Raw genomic sequence first — 19099 nt, forward strand, 5'->3', positions numbered from 1 at the left:
GCTATCCGCGTTCAAGGAACGCCTCCTTCTCGGGGTTGAGGTACTCGTCAATGGCCGCAGCAAGCAGCGGATGGTGCGCCAGCGAGGGGTCCTTGCCGACAATGTCCTGCGCATCCGCCCTGGCGCGGGCAATAATGTCCTCGTGCTCGAGCACCCGCAGCAACTTCAGAGTGGAGCGGCCGCCGGACTGCGACGCCCCCAGGATGTCTCCCTCGCGCCTGAGCTTGAGGTCTTCCTGGGACAGCTCGAAGCCATCGGTGGTGGCCGCCACGGCGTCCAGCCTGCGCCGGCTGGGGTGCCCGGTTTCGAGGCTGGTGACCAGCAGGCAGGTTCCGGGCAGCCCGCCGCGGCCCACCCGGCCACGCAGCTGGTGCAGTTGGGAAATACCGAAACGGTCAGCATCGAGAATAACCATGAGTGTGGCGTTGTGGACGTCAACTCCGACTTCAATGAGGGTGGTGGAGACCAGGAGCTTGGTCCGGTTGGCGGTGAAGTCAGCCATCGCCGCCGACTTAACCGCTGTGTCCTGGCGGCCGTGCAGGGGCGCCAGCGGCACACCGGCAAGGGCCGGCTCCTGCTGCAGAAGTTCGACGACGGCGGTCACCGACGCGAGCTCGCGCGCGCCGTTATCCCCCTCCAGGTCAGCCGCTGAAGGTTCGGCCTCACCGGGACTGAAGTCGCCGTCGTCGTCCGTTCCGATCCTCGGGCACACCACAAACACCTGGTGCCCGGCGTCGATCTCCTCGCGGGACCTGGTCCAGATGCGGTCCGCCCAGCCAGGGTTTTCCGCCAGGCCCACCACATGGGTGGAGATGGGTGCCCTGCCGGCGGGAAGCTCGTCCAGCACTGAGGTTTCGAGGTCCCCGAAGACTGTCATGGCAACGGTGCGCGGAATCGGGGTGGCCGTCATGACCAGCAGGTGCGGCGGCTTGCTGGCCTTTGACCTCAGCACATCGCGCTGCTCCACGCCGAACCGGTGCTGTTCATCCACCACGATCAGGCCGAGGTCGTAGAAAGAGACGTTTTCGCTCAACAGGGCATGCGTCCCGATCACGATCCCGGCCGCCCCGGAGGCGGCGTCGAGGAGGGCACGTTTACGGGCCGCCGTGGGCTGGGACCCGGTGAGGAGGCTCACCTGGACGTCGTCCCCGGCCAGGCCGCCCAGCAAACCGTCACGGGACAGCATGGGGTCCCGGGACAGGACACCCAGGGTCCGGCGGATGGAGTCGAAGTGCTGGGCAGCCAGCACCTCGGTGGGCGCCAGCAAGGCCGCCTGTCCCCCGGCGTCCACCACCTGCAGCATGGCCCGCAGCGCCACGATGGTCTTGCCGGAACCGACTTCGCCTTGCAGCAGCCGGTTCATGGGGCTGTCCTGCGCCAGTTCGGCGGCGAGGGTCTTCCCCACAGCGGTCTGTCCGGCGGTGAGCGTAAAAGGAAGCTGCTGATCGAAAGCCGCCAGCAGACCGCCGGCAACCGGGCGGCGGGCGGTGGCTTCCTCAGCGGCCAGCTGCGCGCGGCGCCGGGCCAGCGCCGCCTGCAGGACCAGGGCCTCCTGGTAGCGGAGCCGGTCCTGGGCCTGCTTCCAATCGGCATGTGATTCCGGCATGTGGATGAGCCGGTAGGCCTGGGCCAATGGCAGGAACTTCTCCCGGCGGACAACCGGCTCCGGCAGCGGGTCCGGCAAGCCGTCCAGGTCCAGGGTCTCCAGCAAGGTGGCAATGACTTTCTGGATGGACCAGCTGGTGAGTTTGCTGGTGGCCGGATACACCGGTACGGGCATGGCAGCCAGCTTCTCGGGATCGACGCCCGGCATATCCGGGTCCTCGTCCAGGAGGTTGAAATCCGGGTTGGTCAGGCTCAGTGAGGAACCGTATTGCGTTACCTTGCCGGAGAACATGACGCGCCGGCCGGGCAGGAGCTCCGCTTTTGCCCGGAAACCATTGAAGAAGGTGACCTTGAGCGTGCCGTGCCCGCTGCCGGTTCCTACGGCGGAGAGCCTGGGACGCCCGTGGGACGCGGCATCGTCAGTGATAACGACGTCGGTGATGGAACCACGGCGGGTACGCATCTTGCGGGTGCTGGTGGAAAGGACGCGGGCAATAAGCGTGACCTCCTCGTCCAGGGGAACCTCGCTGATGGGCGTCAGCTCACCCCGGTTCAAGTAGCGGCGCGGGAAGTAGTTAAGTAGGCCGCCCACCGTGGTTATCCCGAGGTTCTTCTCAATGACTGCCGCGGAGCGCTTTCCGATGCGGCGTTCAAGGGCAACGTCCAGGTCAGCGCTCATGCCCACTGGAGCTCACCGGAGCTGGTTCGGGGTCACGGGACAGGGCGAGCTGGCTCACGGAAATGTCGCTGGGCTCGCCAAGGGAACGGATCAGCGCCACCGCGGGTTCAGCCTCAGGTACGTGGACATGGACACGCCAGCGGTAGGTGCCGTCAGCCACTGCTGCGCTGTCCACCTGGCTCATGATGACCGAATCGCCGATTTCATCCAGCCGCTGCCTGAGCGTGGCCGCGCTGAGGGGCGACAGGCTGATGGTGCACATGACTTCCACGCCGTCGTCGTCGGGCAGGTCCTTGTGGATATGGGGATCCTGGACGTCGTACCCGTGCAGACCGTCCAGGAGTTCACTCTGGAGGTCACCGCCCATCACGGCTGAACGGAGGCAGTCCAAGATGAGGAGCATGCCGACACCCCCGGCGTCGACGACGTGGGCAGCCTCGAGTGCGGGCAGCTGGCCCTCGGTGTTGACGACCGCTGCCAGGGCGGCATTAACCGCAGCATCGAGGGCAAGGCCCAGTGCGTGGTTGCTGTGGTCGCCGTTTTTTCCGTTGTCAGCCTCTGCCGCGGCACGCGCGGCTGCTTCCATCACCGAGAGCATGGTGCCGGGTACGGGATCACTCAGAGCGGACCAGGCCCGGATCTGGGCGCGGTTCAGTGCAGCGGCCAATAGCGTTGCGGTCAGCCTGGTGTGACCGACCAGTGGCTCTGCTGCGGCACAAAGAAAAACCGAAAAGAGCGTTCCGGAGTTACCGCGGGCCTGCTCCAAGGCAGCGCGGCCCGCCTGGGCCAGCACCACCCCGACATCCCCCTGGCCGGGATCGGGTTTGCCGGCCACATCGCTGTGCAGGGCCCGGGCGGCTGCCCGGACAGTGAGGTAAAGGTTGGTGCCGGTGTCGCCGTCAGCCACGGGGAATATGTTGATCGCATTGAGGCGGTCACTGTGGTTGCCAACGGCCGTTTCGGCCTTGTCCAACCACCGCTTCATCGCTTGCGCGTTTGCGGCAACCTTATTCTGCAAAGTGATCCCATCCCCCGGTGCCAGCGGCGTGGCCCGCAATCGTGACGCCCGGGCCGGAGTTGATTCCCGGGGCTTGTACTGAGCCTATCGCAGTGAATCCGGGAGGCAGCTGAACGCCGGGAGGGAATGTGGCCAGCAATCCGTGGTCCTCTCCCCCGCCCAGAACCCAAACCAGGGGGTCGAGGTGCAAGAGGTCCGACGCCGGTTTGAGGCTTTCGGCAAGCCGCTTCAGTTCCGCCGGGTCCAGGTCGATGACCGTGTTGCTGGCCAGGGCCAACCGGGTCCCGTCCCGGACCAGGCCGTCGGAGATGTCCATCATGGCGGTTGCACCCGCTGACCTGGCGAGCGGCCCGGCGGCCAGCGGCGGCTGCGGCCTGCACTGGACGTCCAGCAACTCCCGCTGCCCCCGGTTCAGCGAAGTGAAGTCCGATTCCGATTCCAAAAGGGCAAGTCCCGCGGCGGCCCTGCCCACCGTCCCGGCCAGCGCCAGGACATTCCCGGCGCGGGCACCGGAGCGCAGCACGGGCTTCCCGCCGGCGAGGGTACCCAGCACCGCGACGGTTACAGAAATTTCCCGGCCGCGGCCCAGGTCACCCCCTGCCACTGAGCAGTTCACAGCGCCGAGTTCTTTGATGGCCGCCGACAGGCCGTCGGCGAGGTCCTCAACCCAGCTGACCGGTGTCTCCGGCGGCAGAGTGAGGCTGACCACCATCGACGTGGCCGCGGCGCCCATGGCATTGATATCGCTGAGGTTCTGGGCTGCCGCCTTCCAGCCAACATCAAATCCCGTGGTTCGGTATCCGTTGGTCCACGTGAGGCGGAAGTCCTGGTCCTGCACCTGCGTATCGATGCTGATGAGCGTCCTGCCATCCGGCGCGGAGACGATCGCGGCGTCGTCCCCGGGTCCCAGCAGGACTGCCGAAGAATGGGCCCCGCCGATCTCCAGACGCGGGAAGATCCGGGCGAGGAGGCCGGCTTCAGACAGCCCTGCCACGGTCAGGGGCTCTTCAGTCAAGGGTTTTTCAGGCAAGGGTTTTTCAGGCACGCCCCTACGCTACAGCGGACGGCCGACATTGCTGTGCGGGGCATCCCTGCAGCGTTCGGCGTCGCTCCGTGGCGGCACTAGGCTTGATGGATGCACCGTCCCCGTTTGCCCTTGCCTGTCCGTGTGTCCGGGATCCTGCTGACCACCGTTTTCACCGGCGCCGTTCTGGCCGCTTGCTCCCCCGTGGTGGATGTGGCGCCGGCAGCTGACGCGGCGAACCCTGCCTGCGCTCCCATGATGGTGGCCCTGCCGGACGCGATCGGCGACGCGCCGCTACGCAAAACCAACAGCCAGGCGACTGCCGCCTGGGGCGATCCGTCGCAGGTGATCCTGCGCTGCGGCGTCAATGTTCCAGGCCCGACGACGGACCGTTGCGTCAGCGTGAACGGCGTTGATTGGGTCATCAAGGAAGGTGACGCGGCCTGGACGCTGACAACTTTTGGCCGCGAACCGGCCACCGAGATCCTCCTCACGAAGGAGCAGGAAACGATCAGTTCCGCTACTGTGCTGGCTGACCTCTCCGCCGCGGCTTCCAAGGTGCCCGCCAGCCGGAACTGCGTGGGCCAGGAAGAACTGCAGAACCTGCCAACGAGCAAGTAGGCCGTGACCGGCCCACGCCGGTTAGCGTAGGCCGGTCTTCCGGTGCAGCGCCAGGTAAATGAGCTCATCAATCAGGTCCGCGTAGTCCAGCCCTGAGGCCGCCCACATCTGCGGGTACATGCTCTTGGGCGTGAAGCCCGGCATGGTGTTGATCTCGTTAATGATCAGTTCGCCGTCAGGAGTATAGAAGAAGTCCACGCGGCTGAGGCCCTCGGCTCCCACTGCATCGAAGGCCGCAGCGGCAAGTTCGCGCACGCGGGCGATGGCTTCCTCTGGGATGTCGGCCGGACAGCTCAAAGCGGCAGCGTCATCTTCAACGTACTTGGCGTTGAAATCATAGAATTCGTGGCTTCCGGCAGCTACGGAAATCTCGCCCGGCATCGACGTCCGCGGAGCATCGGTGCCGCGGCCCTCCAGGACGGCGCACTCAATTTCGCGCCCCACAATCCCTGCCTCGATGACGAGTTTGAGGTCATGCCTGCGGGCTTCCTCGATGGCGGCGTCCAGCTCTTCCATTGAGTCAACTTTGGAGATTCCCATTGACGAGCCGGCCCTGGCGGGCTTGACGAATACGGGGAAGCCGAGGCGGTCCACCTGCTTGCGGACCGATTCCGCGTCCTTGATCCACTGCCGGTCAGTGACAGCGATGTACGGTCCCACATTCAAACCGGCGGCTTCGAAGACAACCTTCATGTAATGCTTGTCCATGCCAACAGCTGAAGCGAGCACCCCAGCGCCGACGTAGCGCGTATCGGAAAGTTCCAGCAGTCCCTGGATGGTGCCGTCTTCGCCGAACGGACCGTGGAGCAGCGGGAACACCACGTCCACGGTGCCCAGTTCCTGGGGCACGGCATTCGGGGAGGCCACGATCAGCTGGTGCTCGCCGCCGATTTCCGCCAGGGTGACCGTTTCCGACGACGGCGGCACCTCGGGAAGTGACGATGCGGACAGCGACCACTGGGCGGTGTCCCCCGCAGCCAGCACCCACTGTCCGGACTTGGCAATGCCGATGGGGATGACGTCGTACTTCTCTTTGTTGATCGCGCCCAGGACACCGGCGGCGGTCACGCAGCTCACCGCATGTTCGCTGGACCGGCCACCAAAAAGGACGGCCACGCGGGGTTTGGCCCGCGGGGCGACGTCCGTTGCAGTCAGGTTTTGCTCGGACATTCTCAGTAATCGCCTTCGGGTTTCAGGTCCCGGGCCAGCAGCAGCGGCCCCAGTTGGTCTACGGAAAGTTTGCCGGCCAGGACGGCCACAACGGCAGCGGTAATAGGCATGTCCACGCCCAGCTTGCCCGCGAGTTCGTGGACGGCCGGGCCGGACTTTATGCCTTCGGCGGTCTGGGTCATCTTCAGGGCCAGCTCATCGAGGGTGAGCCCCTGACCCAGCAACCGGCCGGCGGTGTGATTACGTGAGAGCGGTGAGGAGCAGGTTGCCACCAGGTCCCCCAGACCGGCCAGCCCGGCCATGGTCCGGGCCTCCCCGCCCAGCGCAAGGGCAAGCCTGGAGGTTTCAGCCAGGCCCCTGGTGATGACGGAGGCTTTGGTGTTGTCCCCCATCTGTTTGCCCTCACAGATGCCGACTGCCAGGGCAATGACGTTCTTGACGATGCCGCCGATCTCAACGCCTACAACGTCCGCCGTTGTGTAGGGGCGGAAATAGGGCGATGTGCAACTGCGGGCAATCCAGCCTGCGGCTGCGGCATCGGCGCACGCCACAACGGAAGCCGTGGGCTCTTCGCGGGCGATCTCCATGGCGAGGTTGGGACCGGACACCACCGCGATGCGGTCCGCCGGAATCCCCAGTTCCTCGCTGATGACCTCGCTCATCCGGGAGTCAGTACCAAGCTCCAGGCCCTTCATCAGGGACACCACAACGGCGTCAGCGGCGATCAGCGGCTTCCATTCGCGCAACTGCAGCCGGAGGGACTGCGCGGGGACGGCCAGGACCACCAGGTCAGCGCCTGCGAGCACTTCGGCCACATCGGTGGACGCTGTGATGCTCGGCGGCAGCCGGATGTCTTTCAAGTACTGGACGTTCCGGTGGGAGCTGTTGATCTGCTCCACCACTTCGCTGCGGCGGCCCCACAGCCGGATCCTGCGCTCGTCTCCCGCAGCTGAAGCTGCATCAGCGAGGATCTTGGCGAACGTGGTTCCCCAGGAACCGGCTCCCAGGACAGCAACAGACCGTGCCGAGCCCCTGCGGGTTCCGTCAGCGGTCATGTGGCATCAGCAGCGCCCTCGGTCTTCCCGCGGCCCTGGATGCGGCCGCGCGCGTCCTGGTTCTGCTGCGAGGGGTCCCAACGCCGGGCAGGAGGCTCCTCATTACGGATGCCGGCGAGCAAGCCAGTGACGGCATCCATGATCGCATCGGTGGCCCCGGTCAGTGTCGCCTTATCCAGGGGTTGGCCGGCAAACGCGCTCAGATCCACAGGCTTTCCGATGACTACCCGGGAGGTCTTGCGGGGAAACAGGTGGAACCGCTTCGCATAGCGCGGGAAGACCTCATGGGCGCCCCAGTGGGCGATCGGCACCACGGGGATCCCGCCTTCGAGGGCGAGCCGCGCTGCGCCTGTGTGGCCTTTCATCGGCCACAGGTCAGGGTCGCGGGTGAGCGTGCCCTCGGGGTAGATGATGATGGCGCCGCCGTCTGCCACAATCTCCTGGGCGAGCTGCAGCGAGCGGTTCGCGCCCGCCGTCGAACGTTCCACCGGGATCTGGCGGGTGGCCCTCAGGACCCAGCCCAGGACCGGTACCTTGAACAGCCCGGACTTGGCCAGGAAGTGCGGCGCGCGCTGGTTGTTGTACAGCACGTGGCCCACCACCAGGGGATCAATCTCGGTGCAATGGTTGGGCGCAGCAATGAAACCGCCTGCGGGAATGTTCTCGAGGCCCTCCCACTTTTTGTTCATCATGGCATTAAGCAGGGGGCGCACTATGGCCGCAACCACAAAGAGGGTGGCTTGGCTCTTGGCCGTTTCCTTCACGTGCCCACCGCTACTTTGCCGGGGTGATGTCGAAATCGGCGCCGAGGCCGGCCAGCTTTTCGGTGAACCGTTCATAACCGCGGTTGATGATGTCGATCCCCGTGACCCGGGAGACACCGGTGGCCGCAAGCGCAGCGATCAGGTGGCTGAACCCGCCGCGCAGGTCAGGGACGTCGATGTCGGTGCCCTTGAGCTGGGTGGGTCCGGAGATGACGGCCGAGTGGAGGAAGTTGCGCTGGCCGAACCGGCACGGCACGCTGCCCAGGCACTCACGGTGCACCTGGATGTTGGCGCCCATCCGGAGGAGGGCGTCGGTGAAACCGAACCTGTTCTCGTAGACGGTCTCGTGGACAATGGACACACCCTCGGCCTGGGTCAGGGCCACCACGAGCGGCTGCTGCCAGTCGGTCATGAAACCGGGGTGGACGTCCGTTTCCAGGACCAGCGGGTTGAGCTTGCCGCCCTTGTGGTAGAACCGGATTCCGTCCTCGCCGATGTCCATCCCGCCGCCCACCTTGCGGTAGGTGTTCAGGAAAGTCATCATGTCCCGCTGCGAAGCGCCTTCCACGAAGATGTCTCCGCGCGTCACCAGGGCAGCTGAGGCCCACGACGCCGATTCATTGCGGTCCGAGAGTGCGCGGTGGTTGTAGCCGCCCAGGTCGCGGACACCCTCGATGCGGATGGTGCGGTCAGTCTGGACGCTGATGATGGCGCCCATTTTTTGGAGCACGGCGATGAGGTCGATGATCTCCGGTTCCGTTGCAGCGCCGGAGAGCTCGGTGATTCCCTCGGCGCGGGTGGCGCTCAGCAGCACCTGTTCCGTGGCACCCACGGAAGGATACGGCAGGGAGATTTTGGCGCCCTGCAGGCCTTTGGGGGCGGAGATGTGGATGCCGCCCGGGCGCTTTTCCACAACGGCGCCGAACTGGCGCAGCACGTTGAGGTGGTAATCAATGGGCCGGTCGCCGATCTTGCAGCCGCCAAGATCCGGAATGAAGGCTTCGCCGATCGCGTGGATCAGGGGTCCGCACAGCAGGATGGGGATCCGCGAATCGCCGGCGTGGGCATCGATCGCCGTGCTGGGGGCCGTCTTGGCCCCCTTCGGGTCCAGCGTGAGGTCACCGCTGACCGGGTCCTTGACCACGGTCACACCATGGAGCTGCAGGAGCGAGGTGACAACCTCTACGTCCTTGATCTCCGGGACGTTCCGCAACACCGACGGTTCATTGCCCAGCAGTGCCGCCACCATGGCCTTCGGGACAAGGTTCTTGGCCCCTCGGACGGTGACGCGGCCTGTTAGCGGGACTCCGCCACGGATTGTCAGAACACTACTCATATACCGGTTTCCTTACGATTACTCGCCCCAAAATCCTTGAAAAGGCTCCAGCTAAGCATAGGAGGTCGCGTTACCGAACCGAAATACGGCCTCGCTGAAGGACCAGCGCGGCTCAGGAAAGGCGGGCCGGGAGCGTCGTTGGCATGAACGCGGGACGGGTGGCCTCGTAGGCGGTGATGTCCTCTTCGTGCTGGAGCGTGAGGCCGATGTCATCCAGCCCTTCGAGCAGGCGCCAGCGGGTGTAATCGTCGATCTCGAAGGGCGCCACGATGTTCCCGCAGATGACGGTCTTGGAGACCAGATCAACGGTCACTTCGGTGCCGGGGGCGTTCTCGAGCTCCTTCCAGATGAGCTCGATGTCGTCCTGGGCGAGTTCCGCGGCCAGCAGTCCCTGCTTGCCGGAGTTGCCGCGGAAAATATCGGCAAACCGGGAGGACAGGACGGTCTTGAAGCCGTAGTCCTTCAGGGCCCAGACGGCGTGCTCGCGGGAGGACCCGGTGCCGAAATCAGGGCCGGCCACCAAAACAGAGCCGGCGTTGAACGGCGCCTGGTTCAGGATGAACGCGGGATCCTTGCGCCAGGCGGAGAACAGGGCGTCCTCGAAGCCGGTGCGGGTGATCCGCTTGAGGTAGACAGCGGGGATGATCTGGTCCGTGTCAACGTTGCTCTGGCGCAGCGGAACGCCGATACCGGTGTGCGTGGTGAACTTTTCCATGGCGGTCTCCTAGGCGGCGTCGGTGCGGATGGCGGCGGATTCGGGGGCCGGATCAAGGTCCGACGGCGAGCTCAGCGTTCCGCGGATGGCGGTGGCTGCTGCCACCACAGGAGAGACGAGGTGGGTGCGCCCGCCCTTGCCCTGGCGGCCCTCGAAGTTGCGGTTGGAGGTGGACGCACAGCGCTCCCCCACTTCCAGCTGGTCCGGGTTCATGCCCAGGCACATGGAGCAGCCGGCGAAGCGCCACTCGGCACCGAAATCCTTGAAGACCTTGTCCAGGCCCTCCGCCTCGGCTTCGAGCCGGACGCGGGCCGAACCGGGGACCACCAGCATCCGGATGTTGGGGTCCTTTTGGCGGCCGCGGATGATGTCCGCCGCGGCGCGGAGGTCCTCCATCCGCGAGTTGGTGCAGGAGCCGAGGAAGACCGTGTCCACCCGGATGGCCTTCATGGGGGTGCCGGCCTCCAGGCCCATATACTGCAGGGCGCGTTCGGCGGCGGCCTTGGCGTTCTCGTCACCGAAGTCCTCCGGCGACGGAACCGAGGAAGAAAGCGAAACGCCCTGGCCCGGGTTCGTGCCCCAGGTGACAAACGGCTCCAGAGTGTCCGCGTCGAGGTCCACTTCGACGTCGAAGCTGGCGTCGTCGTCGGTCCTCAGGGTGTTCCAGTACTCGACGGCGGCATCCCAGTCGGCTCCCTGGGGAGCGTGCGGACGGCCGAACATGTAGTCGTAGGTGGTCTGGTCCGGAGCCACCAGGCCGGCACGGGCGCCGGCCTCGATGGACATGTTGCAGATGGTCATCCGGGCTTCCATGGACAGCGCGCGGATCGCTGACCCACGGTACTCCAGGACGTAGCCCTGGCCACCGCCGGTGCCGATCTTGGCGATCACGGCGAGGATGATGTCCTTGGCGGTGACGCCGGGACGCAGCGAGCCTTCGACGTTGATGGCCATGGTCTTGAACGGCTTCAAGGACAGCGTCTGGGTGGCCATGACGTGCTCCACCTCGGACGTGCCAATGCCCATGGCGAGGGCACCAAACGCGCCGTGCGTGGACGTGTGGGAATCACCGCACACCACGGTCATGCCGGGCTGCGTCAGGCCGAGCTGCGGCCCGACGACGTGCACGATCCCTTGCTCGGCGTCTCCGAGGGAGTGCAGGCGGACGCCGAACTCCGCGCAGTTGTTGCGCAGCGTCTGGATCTGCGTCCGGCTGGTGAGATCGGCAATAGGCTTGTCGATGTCCAGCGTGGGGGTGTTGTGGTCCTCCGTGGCGATGGTGAGGTCTGGCCGGCGCAACGGGCGGCCGGCAAGCCGCAGGCCCTCGAAGGCCTGCGGGGACGTCACTTCGTGGACCAGGTGGAGGTCGATGAAGAGGAGGTCGGGCTGGGCATTGGCTCCTTCGCCGTCGCCTTTGCGCACCACATGTGCGTCCCAGACTTTCTCGGCCAGTGTCTTTGCCACGGCCATCTCCCTTCACTGCTGTTGACTGTTAAGTCCACTGAATCAGGACGGCCGTACAATCCGCCAGCCGAAACATTTGCATCTCAGATAATGAGACGGCAATATCATTACATGGACAATTCTAGTGGAGTCGGTGTCATTGATAAAGCAGCCCACGTGCTTGATGCATTGGAGGCCGGGCCCACCACCCTCGCGCAGCTGGTGGCTGCCACAGGCCTCGCCCGGCCCACTGTGCACCGGCTTGCCCTGGCGCTGGTCCATCACCGGCTCGTGAGCCGTGATATCCAGGGCCGGTTTGTCCTCGGCAGCCGCCTTGTGGAGCTCGCCTCGGCAGCCGGCGAGGACCGGCTGATCGCCTCCGCCGGACCGGTCCTCATGCAGTTGCGCGACGCCACCGGTGAAAGCGCCCAGATCTTCCGCCGCCAGGGTGAATGGCGGGTCTGCGTCGCCTCCGCCGAACGCCCCATCGGCCTGCGCGACACCATCCCGGTAGGCACCCAGCTGTCGATGAAAGCCGGCTCCGCCGCCCAGGTGCTGCTCGCCTGGGAGGACCACGACCGGCTCCTGGAGGGGCTGCAGTCAGCCCGCTTCACCCCCACCGTTCTGGCAGGCGTACGACGGCGCGGCTGGGGTCAGAGCCTCGGCGAACGTGAGCCGGGGGTCGCCTCTGTTTCGGCACCGGTCCGGGGACCGTCCGGACGGGTCATCGCAGCCGTCTCGATCTCAGGCCCCATTGAACGGCTCACCCGCCAGCCGGGACGCCTCCACGCCGAAGTGGTGTGCAACGCCGGCCGGATCCTCACTGATGCCCTGCGGAAGAACAACGACTAAGGCCGAACGCCTCGCCGGCATCGGGCCGGCCACGGTTAAGCTGTCGGAATGAACAGCTATGCAGTCTTCCTCCGCGGCATCAACGTGGGCGGAGTCAACATCAAAATGGCTGACCTTAAGGTTGCCCTGGAGGCGGCGGGCTTCCCTGGCGTCAAGACCCTGCTGGCCAGCGGCAACGTGGTCCTGGCCAGCAGCCTGGCTGCGGCCGAGGTCAAAAGCAGATGTGAAAAGTGCCTGCGCGATTCGTTCGGCTATGACGCCTGGGTGGTTGTCCTGGCAGCGGAGCGGGTGGCCGCGCTGGTGGCCGCTTGCCCGTATCCGGAGGACAGCAAGAGCACGCACACCTACATCACGCTGGGTTCGGACAAAGCCGTGCTGGATGAGCTGGCCGCCGCGGGTGCAGCCCTCGAAAATTCAGAACAGCAGCGCCTCGGCACGGAGGCATTGGCGTGGCTGGCTCCCGTCGGCGGGACCCTGGACAGTCCCTTCAGCAAGATCTCCGCCAAGCCCAAATACAAGGCATCCACCACCACCCGGAACCTCCGGACCATGATCAAGGTCCGGGACGCCGCGGCGGCCCTGTAGGAAGCAACTCTGTAAACAGCAGCGGCTCCTAACCTGCCGCTGCAGACTTCAGGGCGGAATTGAATGCCTTCAGCCGGGTCACTTCCACCTCAACGGGTTCCACCACCATGCCCTGGGCAACATCGGCCACGGCAACCCGCAACCGTTTCCTGGCCCTGGCTGCGCGGGCGTTGGCCACCCCCGCGCCGATGAACTTACCGGTCAGCGCGAGGAAAATCCCCAAAACCACCCCGCCGGCGATCATCAGCGTGGGCACCGGCCACCCCTCCACCCTGGGAACCTCCGGGACCGGCATCTGGAAGTAGGCAAGTCCCGCCAGGACGCCCAGCCAGCCCAACCCACCGAGGGCCGTCAGCAGGGCGAGCCACTGGATCACATTGAAGACTCCCCACCACCATGACTTCCGGGCAGCCATCAGGTCGGTCCCGGCGATGGCCTGGTCCAGTGCGTCCGGCAGGGCCTCGCGGCCTTCGCGGGCGGCGCCGCGGATCGCCGCGCGCCACGGTCCGGGGGCGCCCTCGCTGGCGGCATCGGCAAATTCGCGGACGGCGGCATCGGTTCGGGCCCGCTCCGGGGCGCCGGCGGGCGGCAGCGAGGTCCGGTTGAGCTGGGACGGGTTGGCGCTGCGCAGGTTAAGGCGCCGCAGCGGATCGGCCCTGAACCGCACCAGCCACCGTGTTGCCGGCCATCCGGTGCGGCGCGTCGATTCGAGCCGGTAGGACTGGGCAACAGCGCCCACCACCACCGGCACGTTCGCGGCGACGGCCAACTCGTCGGTAAGCCGCGCTTTCGAGGATGAGCTGACGCCGGCTGCCTCACCCTCGCCTGAGACCTGCCGCAGCTGCATCGAGGCCCGCGAAACGTCGGCAGCCAGCCGCTGGGAGAGCGCCTGGCGCTGCACCACGACGCTGCGGATGGCGCTTCTGACGCGGTCCACGCCGGTACCCCGGAGGGCGGACGCGCCAATGACCTGTACTTTGCCCAGTCCGTCGCGGGCCAGGATTCCCTTGAGGGACTCCAGTACGGGCTGCACGTCGCGTTCGGGCAGCCTGTCCACCTGGTTGAGCACCACCAGGGTCACCGCGCCGTGTGCGGCCAGGGGTTTGAGGAAATCATTATGCACTGCGGCATCGGCATACTTTTGCGGATCAAGCACCCAAACGAGCACGTCCACCAGGCCCACCATGCGTTCAACGATCTCGCGGTTCGCAGCCCTGGTGGAATCGAAGTCCGGGAGGTCCAGCAGGATCAGCCCTGTGCCCTCGTCCGCGAACCCGTCCACGGGAACTGCATGGTGCCGGTTACGGACCTCAAGCCAGTCCAGCAAGGGTTCGCTGCCCTCTGCTCCCCAGATTCCTGCCAAAGGTTCGGATGTTGTGGGCCGGCGGGCGGCCGACGTCGCGATTTCAGCGCCGCTGACAGCGTTGAACAGCGAGGACTTGCCGCTTCCGGTGGCGCCGAAGAAGCCCACCACCGTATGGTCCGCGGACAGTGACCGGCGGGAGCTGGCGCGTTCGAGGAGCCGGAACACGTCCTCCAACGCGGTCTCGGGCAAAACCCCTTCGGCAAGCTCGCGGGCTTCGTTCAGTGCCTCCAGCCGGCCGTCCAGCCGCGATGCCTCACGGGCTACGGTGTGGCGGCTCATACGGGCTCTGCCAGGCGGGCGAGGGCCGCTGCGTGGGCGGTCAGGACCTGCGCCGTGTCTGTATCCCCGCCGGGGAGGCGGTCAAGGAACTTCTGTTGCTCCGCCTGAAGCAGCCGCTGGCAGCGGGCGTGCAGGTCTTCGCGCGCTGTCTGTGCGAGCCTGCGGACGGCGTCCTCACCGAACACTGCTTCCAGGAGTCTCTGACCGACGACGGCGGTGCCTCCTGCCACCCCGATCTCCAGTCCCGTGAGTCCTGCGGTCATGGAAAATACGACAATCATCAGCGCCGCGCCAAGGCCGTTGACGCCGAAGGACAGCCACCTTGCCTGCGTGCGTTTGCCTTGGCCCTCGGTGCGGATCAGTTCCATCAGGCCTGCCTGCCAGGCCCGAATCTCTGCTGCTGCCTTGTCGGCAAAGCCTGGACCCGTCCCGGAGAGGTCGTCGGTGCCCAGCAGCTGGCGGCCCGCGGGGTCAGAACGCCACCGCTGATCGGTCTCTTCGGCGGCGTTGGCGGCTTCGTCGAGGATAACCGCCTGCAAGCCCGTCTCGATGGCCGCCTCCACCCGCACGGCTGGTGTTGGTTCGCCGCGGAAGAAGGCACCCACCCGGTCCCGCAGCCTGCCGATGTTCTGTTCCAGTGCCCGGAAGAACTCGCCCGTCCCCACGAAATCCTGCCAGCGCGCCAGCACCTCCCCCCGGAGCAGGGCGCCGTCTTTGGTGGCGTCCAGAATCCTGGTACCGGCATCGCGGTAGGCGTCCTCGGCGTCGGACCGGAGTGTTGCGGCGGCCTGTTCCTGTTCCCGGACCGCCTGCGCGAGCCCGCCGACGCGTCCGGCGAGTGCCCTGACGGTTCCGTTCAGCGTTCGCCGGGCAATCTCGGACCGCCCGGCCGAATCGGCTGCCAGTTTCTGAAGCCAGCTCCGCAGCGGGTCCACCGAATCCGCCGGCAGCATCCCCAGATCATCGAGGGGTGTCTCCGCTACGATAAAGAGCCCTGCAGTCCCGAGGCCTTCCTGCTGCAGCAGTGCGCGCAGATCGGCGCTTACTTCCGCTTCGGCCTCCTGCGGCACCCGGTCCAGCACCACGGCAACCATGATGTCCCGCGAGGCCGCGTTCAGGAGCAGCTTCCACGGGACCGCATCTGCGTAGCGGTTGGCTGTTGTGACGAAGATCCAAAGGTCCGCGGCCGCCAGCAACTGGCCTGCCAGCCGCCTGTTGTCATCTGAGATGGAGTCAACGTCAGGTGCGTCCAGCAGCGCGATGCCCTCAGGAACTGCCGGATCAGCCACCAGCACCAGCGAGGAGATTGCCTCAGCATCCGGAGTGGCTCCCGCCCGGCTGGCGGGGAGGGGCTCGGCCGAAATGGTTCCCCGGATCCGGTTGAGTGTGGGCAGGACCCGTTGGCCTTCGAACCAGCCGGCATCGGCGGGATGGTGCAGGAGGATGGGTTGCCGGGTGGTGGGCCTGATGGCCCCGGAGCGGGTGACCGGGTGCCCCACCAGGGCGTTGACCAGGGTGGACTTGCCGGCGCCGGTGGAACCTCCGACGACGGCGAGCAGCGGAGCGTCCAGGCTGCGATACCGCGGCAGGATGTAGTCGTCCAGCTGGCCCACGGCGTTCCGGGCGTCCCGGCGGGCCTGCTCAACATCGGGAAGGGCCAAAGGCAGTGACACGGCAGAGAGATCCTCCCGCACCAATTCCAGCAGCCCCACTGCGGCCTCTGCCGCATCGCTCGCCGGACGGGCCGGCTGGGTTTTCGGTGCACGGCTTGGCGGTGGAGGAGGTTGCGGGACAAGCCCATCGGAGGAGGTCACAGCAACATCATGCCAGCCGGGGAAGCAATCGGGCCGGGCCACGGCCGAACCCGGCACAACAAAAACGGCCCCGGGCTGATGCCCGGGACCGTTTCCTATGGTGACCCCAGCGGGATTCGAACCCGCGTTACCGCCGTGAGAGGGCAGCGTACTAGGCCGCTATACGATGGGGCCGCGTACTTCCATCCGGCCAGAGGCCAGATTGCTAAGAGAGTATTTCACACACTCAGCAAGTGTTTCAAATCGGCGGACCGGTCCAAAACCCCTGATTTGCCGCGTGAGTTTGCGACCTAACCAGAGCTGGGATACCAGGACTCGAACCTAGAATGACGGTACCAGAAACCGTAGTGTTGCCAATTACACCATATCCCAATGATACTTTCGGGCCGGATTTTCGGGCCTCAACCCGTGCTCCGTGCGCCTCAGCACGAGAAATTACTTTACCCGAGACTTGAGGCTCGCACAAATCGGCCGGCAGGCGGCCTGATTGCCGCCGGCCGGCGATCAGGCCAGCAACTGGCGCAGCGAGCTGACCTCGTGGCCGCCAAAGTCCTGCAGTGTCTCCCCCGTCCTGTTGAGCCAGACGCCCACCAGGCCCGCCGCCGTCGAGCCTTCAGCGTCCAGAAGCCGGTTATCCCCCACGAACAGGGTCTCCGCCGGTGCGATCTGAAGGAGGCGCACGCCTTCGAGGTAGATTGCCGGCTCAGGCTTCGCCACACCAACGGTGTCGGTGCCCACCAGGCGGGTGATGCGTGCCAGGCCTGCGCCATCCAGTTTTGCCCGCTGGTAGTCGTGGACATTGTTGCTCACTGCACCGTAGGGCACCCCGGCGTCGTCCAGGAGATCAAGGAGCGGAACAACATCCTCGAAGGCGCGGACGTAGCCGGGCTGGAGCCGGCTGTAGTCGGCCAGCCATTGGTGGGTTTCCTCGCCGTCTGCGAGTTCCACGCCGAAGTGGCCCAGGGCTGCGCGGCCGCGCAGCAGGCGCTGGTCATTGAAAGTCAGCTCACCTGCCAGATACCTGTCGTAGTAATGGGTGGTTTCGTGCGTGAAGATCCTGCCGAAACGCTCCCACCCGTGCTGGTCGAGGCCTGGGAGGAGGTGTTCACTGACCTCGCGCAGGGCTGTGGTCATTGCATATTCAAGGTCAACCAGGGTGTCATCAATGTCAAAGAGGATGCCCCGGATGGTCCCGAAGCGGGTCTCGAGGGCTCCTTGAGCCGCCGTGCCGGTCATAGCCATCAGCCGCGGAAGGTGCGGAGCCGGCTCAGGGAGGATTCCTTGCCGAGGATCACCATGGATTCGAACAGCGGCGGCGAAATGCGGCGGCCGGAGATGGCCGTGCGCACCGGTCCGAAAGCGAGGCGGGGTTTCATGCCGAGGCCCTCCACCAGTGCCTGCTTCAGTGCCGTCTGGATGTTCTCCGGCGTCCAGTCCCCTACCGGCTCAAGGGCAGCAATAGCGGCGTCGAGGGCTTCGGTCAGGTTCTCCGGAAGCCCCTTGCGGGCCTCATCGGCCACGTCGATGGCGTCGTCAGCCTTGAAGAGGAACGCCAGCATCTCCGGCGCTTCGCCCAGCAGGGTGATGCGCTCCTGGACCAGCGGTGCGGCCTCTGCAAGGATGTCCTCCTGGCGGCTGGTGAGCTCCTCCCCCACGAGTCCGGCGGTGCGCAGGTAAGGGACCAGGCGGGCACGGAAGTCCTCGGGGTCAAGCATGCGGATGTGCGTGCCGTTGATGGCCTCCGCCTTCTTGATGTCGAAGCGGGCCGGGTTGGCCAGGACATCGTGGACATCGAAGTTCTCGATCAGCTGGTCCACCGTGAAGATGTCCTCGTCGGCGGAGAGGCTCCATCCAAGCAGCGAGAGGTAGTTCAGCAGGCCCTCGGGGATGAAGCCACGGTCGCGGAGCAGGAACAGGTTGGACTGCGGGTCCCGCTTGGAGAGCTTCTTGTTGCCCTCTCCCATGACATACGGGAGGTGGCCGAAGACCGGCATGTAGCTTGCGACGCCGATCTCGATGAGCGCACGGATCAGCACCACCTGCCGGGGTGTGGAGGAGAGCAGGTCCTCGCCGCGGAGAACGTGGGTAATGCCCATCAGGGCATCGTCCACCGGGTTGACCAAGGTGTAGAGCGGTGAACCGTCTGCGCGGACAATGACGTAGTCCGGGATGCTGCCGGCCTTGAAGGTGATCTCGCCCCGGACAACATCGGTAAAGGTGACATCCTCATCCGGCATCCGGACCCGCAGGACAGGCTTACGGCCTTCTGCCTTGAACGCGGCGAGCTGTTCGTCGCTGAGCGCGCGGTCGAAGTTGTCGTAGCCGAGTTTCGGGTCCCGGCCGGCGGCGCGGTGGCGTGCTTCTACCTCGTCAGGCGAGGAGTAGCACTCGTAGGCGTAGCCTGCCTCGAGGAGCTTGGCTACAACATCCTTGTAGAGGTCCAGCCGCTGCGACTGCCGGTAAGGTTCGTGCGGTCCGCCGACCTCCACGCCCTCTTCCCACGTGATGCCGAGCCATTTCAGCGCTTCCAGGAGCTGCTGGTAGCTCTCCTCAGAGTCGCGTGCCGCGTCCGTGTCTTCAATGCGGAATACAAAAGTGCCCTTGGTGTGCTTGGCGTGTGCCCAGTTAAACAGGGCGGTACGGATCAGCCCGACATGGGGGGTGCCGGTAGGCGAAGGGCAGAACCGGACCCGGACAGGCGTTTCGGCAGTGACGGAGGGGAAGGCGGTATTGGACGCGGAGGCAGTAGTCATAGTGGCTCCAACTTTACCGC

At 65.9% G+C, this 19099-nt stretch carries 16 protein-coding genes and 2 tRNA genes; 3 read left to right on the forward strand and 15 right to left on the reverse strand.

Annotation, left to right across the window (positions count from 1 at the left end):
- Position 1 precedes the first annotated feature (1 nt).
- From ACP7AX_RS02860 to thiL, 3 genes are read right to left on the reverse strand one after another with little or no spacing between them, the layout of a single operon-like run.
- Positions 2-2284 (reverse strand): ATP-dependent DNA helicase RecG, encoded by a 2283-nt coding sequence (locus ACP7AX_RS02860; protein ID WP_426225333.1) that lies wholly within the window; start codon positions 2282-2284, stop codon positions 2-4.
- Positions 2274-3269, reverse strand: coding sequence for a DAK2 domain-containing protein (locus ACP7AX_RS02865; protein ID WP_426225334.1), 996 nt, complete (start codon positions 3267-3269; stop codon positions 2274-2276). Before ACP7AX_RS02865 ends, ACP7AX_RS02860 begins: the two co-directional genes overlap by 11 nt.
- A gap of 22 nt (positions 3270-3291) precedes the next feature.
- Positions 3292-4347, reverse strand: coding sequence for a thiamine-phosphate kinase (thiL, locus tag ACP7AX_RS02870; RefSeq protein WP_426225335.1), 1056 nt, complete (start codon positions 4345-4347; stop codon positions 3292-3294).
- 90 nt (positions 4348-4437) lie between these two features.
- On the opposite strand from thiL, the gene ACP7AX_RS02875 reads away from it, so the two are divergent.
- Positions 4438-4947 carry a DUF3515 family protein gene (locus tag ACP7AX_RS02875; RefSeq protein WP_426225336.1) on the forward strand — a complete coding sequence of 170 codons (510 nt, stop codon included), beginning with the start codon at positions 4438-4440 and terminating at the stop codon, positions 4945-4947.
- Positions 4948-4968: 21 nt separating this feature from the next.
- On the opposite strand, the gene ACP7AX_RS02880 is transcribed toward ACP7AX_RS02875, so the two are convergent.
- The 6 genes from ACP7AX_RS02880 to leuC form a co-directional block, all read right to left on the reverse strand.
- Positions 4969-6117, reverse strand: a complete 1149-nt coding sequence (locus ACP7AX_RS02880; RefSeq protein ID WP_131682536.1) for a D-alanine--D-alanine ligase — start codon at positions 6115-6117, stop codon at positions 4969-4971.
- A gap of 2 nt (positions 6118-6119) precedes the next feature.
- Complete coding sequence (locus ACP7AX_RS02885; protein WP_426225337.1) at positions 6120-7172, reverse strand: NAD(P)H-dependent glycerol-3-phosphate dehydrogenase; 1053 nt, start codon at positions 7170-7172, stop codon at positions 6120-6122.
- Positions 7169-7936 (reverse strand): lysophospholipid acyltransferase family protein, encoded by a 768-nt coding sequence (locus tag ACP7AX_RS02890; RefSeq protein WP_426225338.1) that lies wholly within the window; start codon positions 7934-7936, stop codon positions 7169-7171. Before ACP7AX_RS02890 ends, ACP7AX_RS02885 begins: the two co-directional genes overlap by 4 nt.
- A gap of 10 nt (positions 7937-7946) precedes the next feature.
- Entirely contained in the window at positions 7947-9272 is a 1326-nt protein-coding gene (gene murA / locus ACP7AX_RS02895; protein WP_131682539.1) for a UDP-N-acetylglucosamine 1-carboxyvinyltransferase, read from the reverse strand.
- A 112-nt stretch (positions 9273-9384) separates the two neighbouring features.
- Complete coding sequence (leuD, locus tag ACP7AX_RS02900; RefSeq protein ID WP_108600546.1) at positions 9385-9987, reverse strand: 3-isopropylmalate dehydratase small subunit; 603 nt, start codon at positions 9985-9987, stop codon at positions 9385-9387.
- A 9-nt stretch (positions 9988-9996) separates the two neighbouring features.
- Positions 9997-11451 (reverse strand): 3-isopropylmalate dehydratase large subunit, encoded by a 1455-nt coding sequence (gene leuC, locus ACP7AX_RS02905; protein WP_426225339.1) that lies wholly within the window; start codon positions 11449-11451, stop codon positions 9997-9999.
- A gap of 111 nt (positions 11452-11562) precedes the next feature.
- Between leuC and ACP7AX_RS02910 the strand changes: the two genes are divergently transcribed.
- Complete coding sequence (locus tag ACP7AX_RS02910; RefSeq protein WP_108600545.1) at positions 11563-12282, forward strand: IclR family transcriptional regulator; 720 nt, start codon at positions 11563-11565, stop codon at positions 12280-12282.
- 48 nt (positions 12283-12330) lie between these two features.
- A complete protein-coding gene (locus tag ACP7AX_RS02915) occupies positions 12331-12867 on the forward strand; it encodes a DUF1697 domain-containing protein (RefSeq protein WP_131682541.1) in 537 nt (178 codons plus the stop codon).
- Positions 12868-12895: 28 nt separating this feature from the next.
- Here ACP7AX_RS02915 and ACP7AX_RS02920 read toward each other — a convergent pair whose 3' ends face one another.
- From ACP7AX_RS02920 to gltX, 6 genes are all read right to left on the reverse strand, one after another.
- Entirely contained in the window at positions 12896-14512 is a 1617-nt protein-coding gene (locus ACP7AX_RS02920; protein WP_426225340.1) for a GTPase, read from the reverse strand.
- Positions 14509-16224 (reverse strand): dynamin family protein, encoded by a 1716-nt coding sequence (locus ACP7AX_RS02925; protein ID WP_426225628.1) that lies wholly within the window; start codon positions 16222-16224, stop codon positions 14509-14511. Before ACP7AX_RS02925 ends, ACP7AX_RS02920 begins: the two co-directional genes overlap by 4 nt.
- Positions 16225-16424: 200 nt before the next feature.
- Positions 16425-16500 (reverse strand) — tRNA-Glu (locus ACP7AX_RS02930).
- A gap of 126 nt (positions 16501-16626) precedes the next feature.
- A tRNA-Gln gene (locus ACP7AX_RS02935) sits at positions 16627-16698 on the reverse strand.
- A gap of 132 nt (positions 16699-16830) precedes the next feature.
- Positions 16831-17568, reverse strand: a complete 738-nt coding sequence (locus tag ACP7AX_RS02940; RefSeq protein WP_426225341.1) for an HAD family hydrolase — start codon at positions 17566-17568, stop codon at positions 16831-16833.
- Complete coding sequence (gene gltX / locus ACP7AX_RS02945) at positions 17568-19079, reverse strand: glutamate--tRNA ligase (protein ID WP_426225342.1); 1512 nt, start codon at positions 19077-19079, stop codon at positions 17568-17570. Before gltX ends, ACP7AX_RS02940 begins: the two co-directional genes overlap by 1 nt.
- Between the last annotated feature and the right edge of the window lie 20 nt (positions 19080-19099).

Source organism: Pseudarthrobacter sp. DSP2-3-2b1, from assembly GCF_049895945.1.
Taxonomy (GTDB): Bacteria; Actinomycetota; Actinomycetes; order Actinomycetales; family Micrococcaceae; genus Arthrobacter.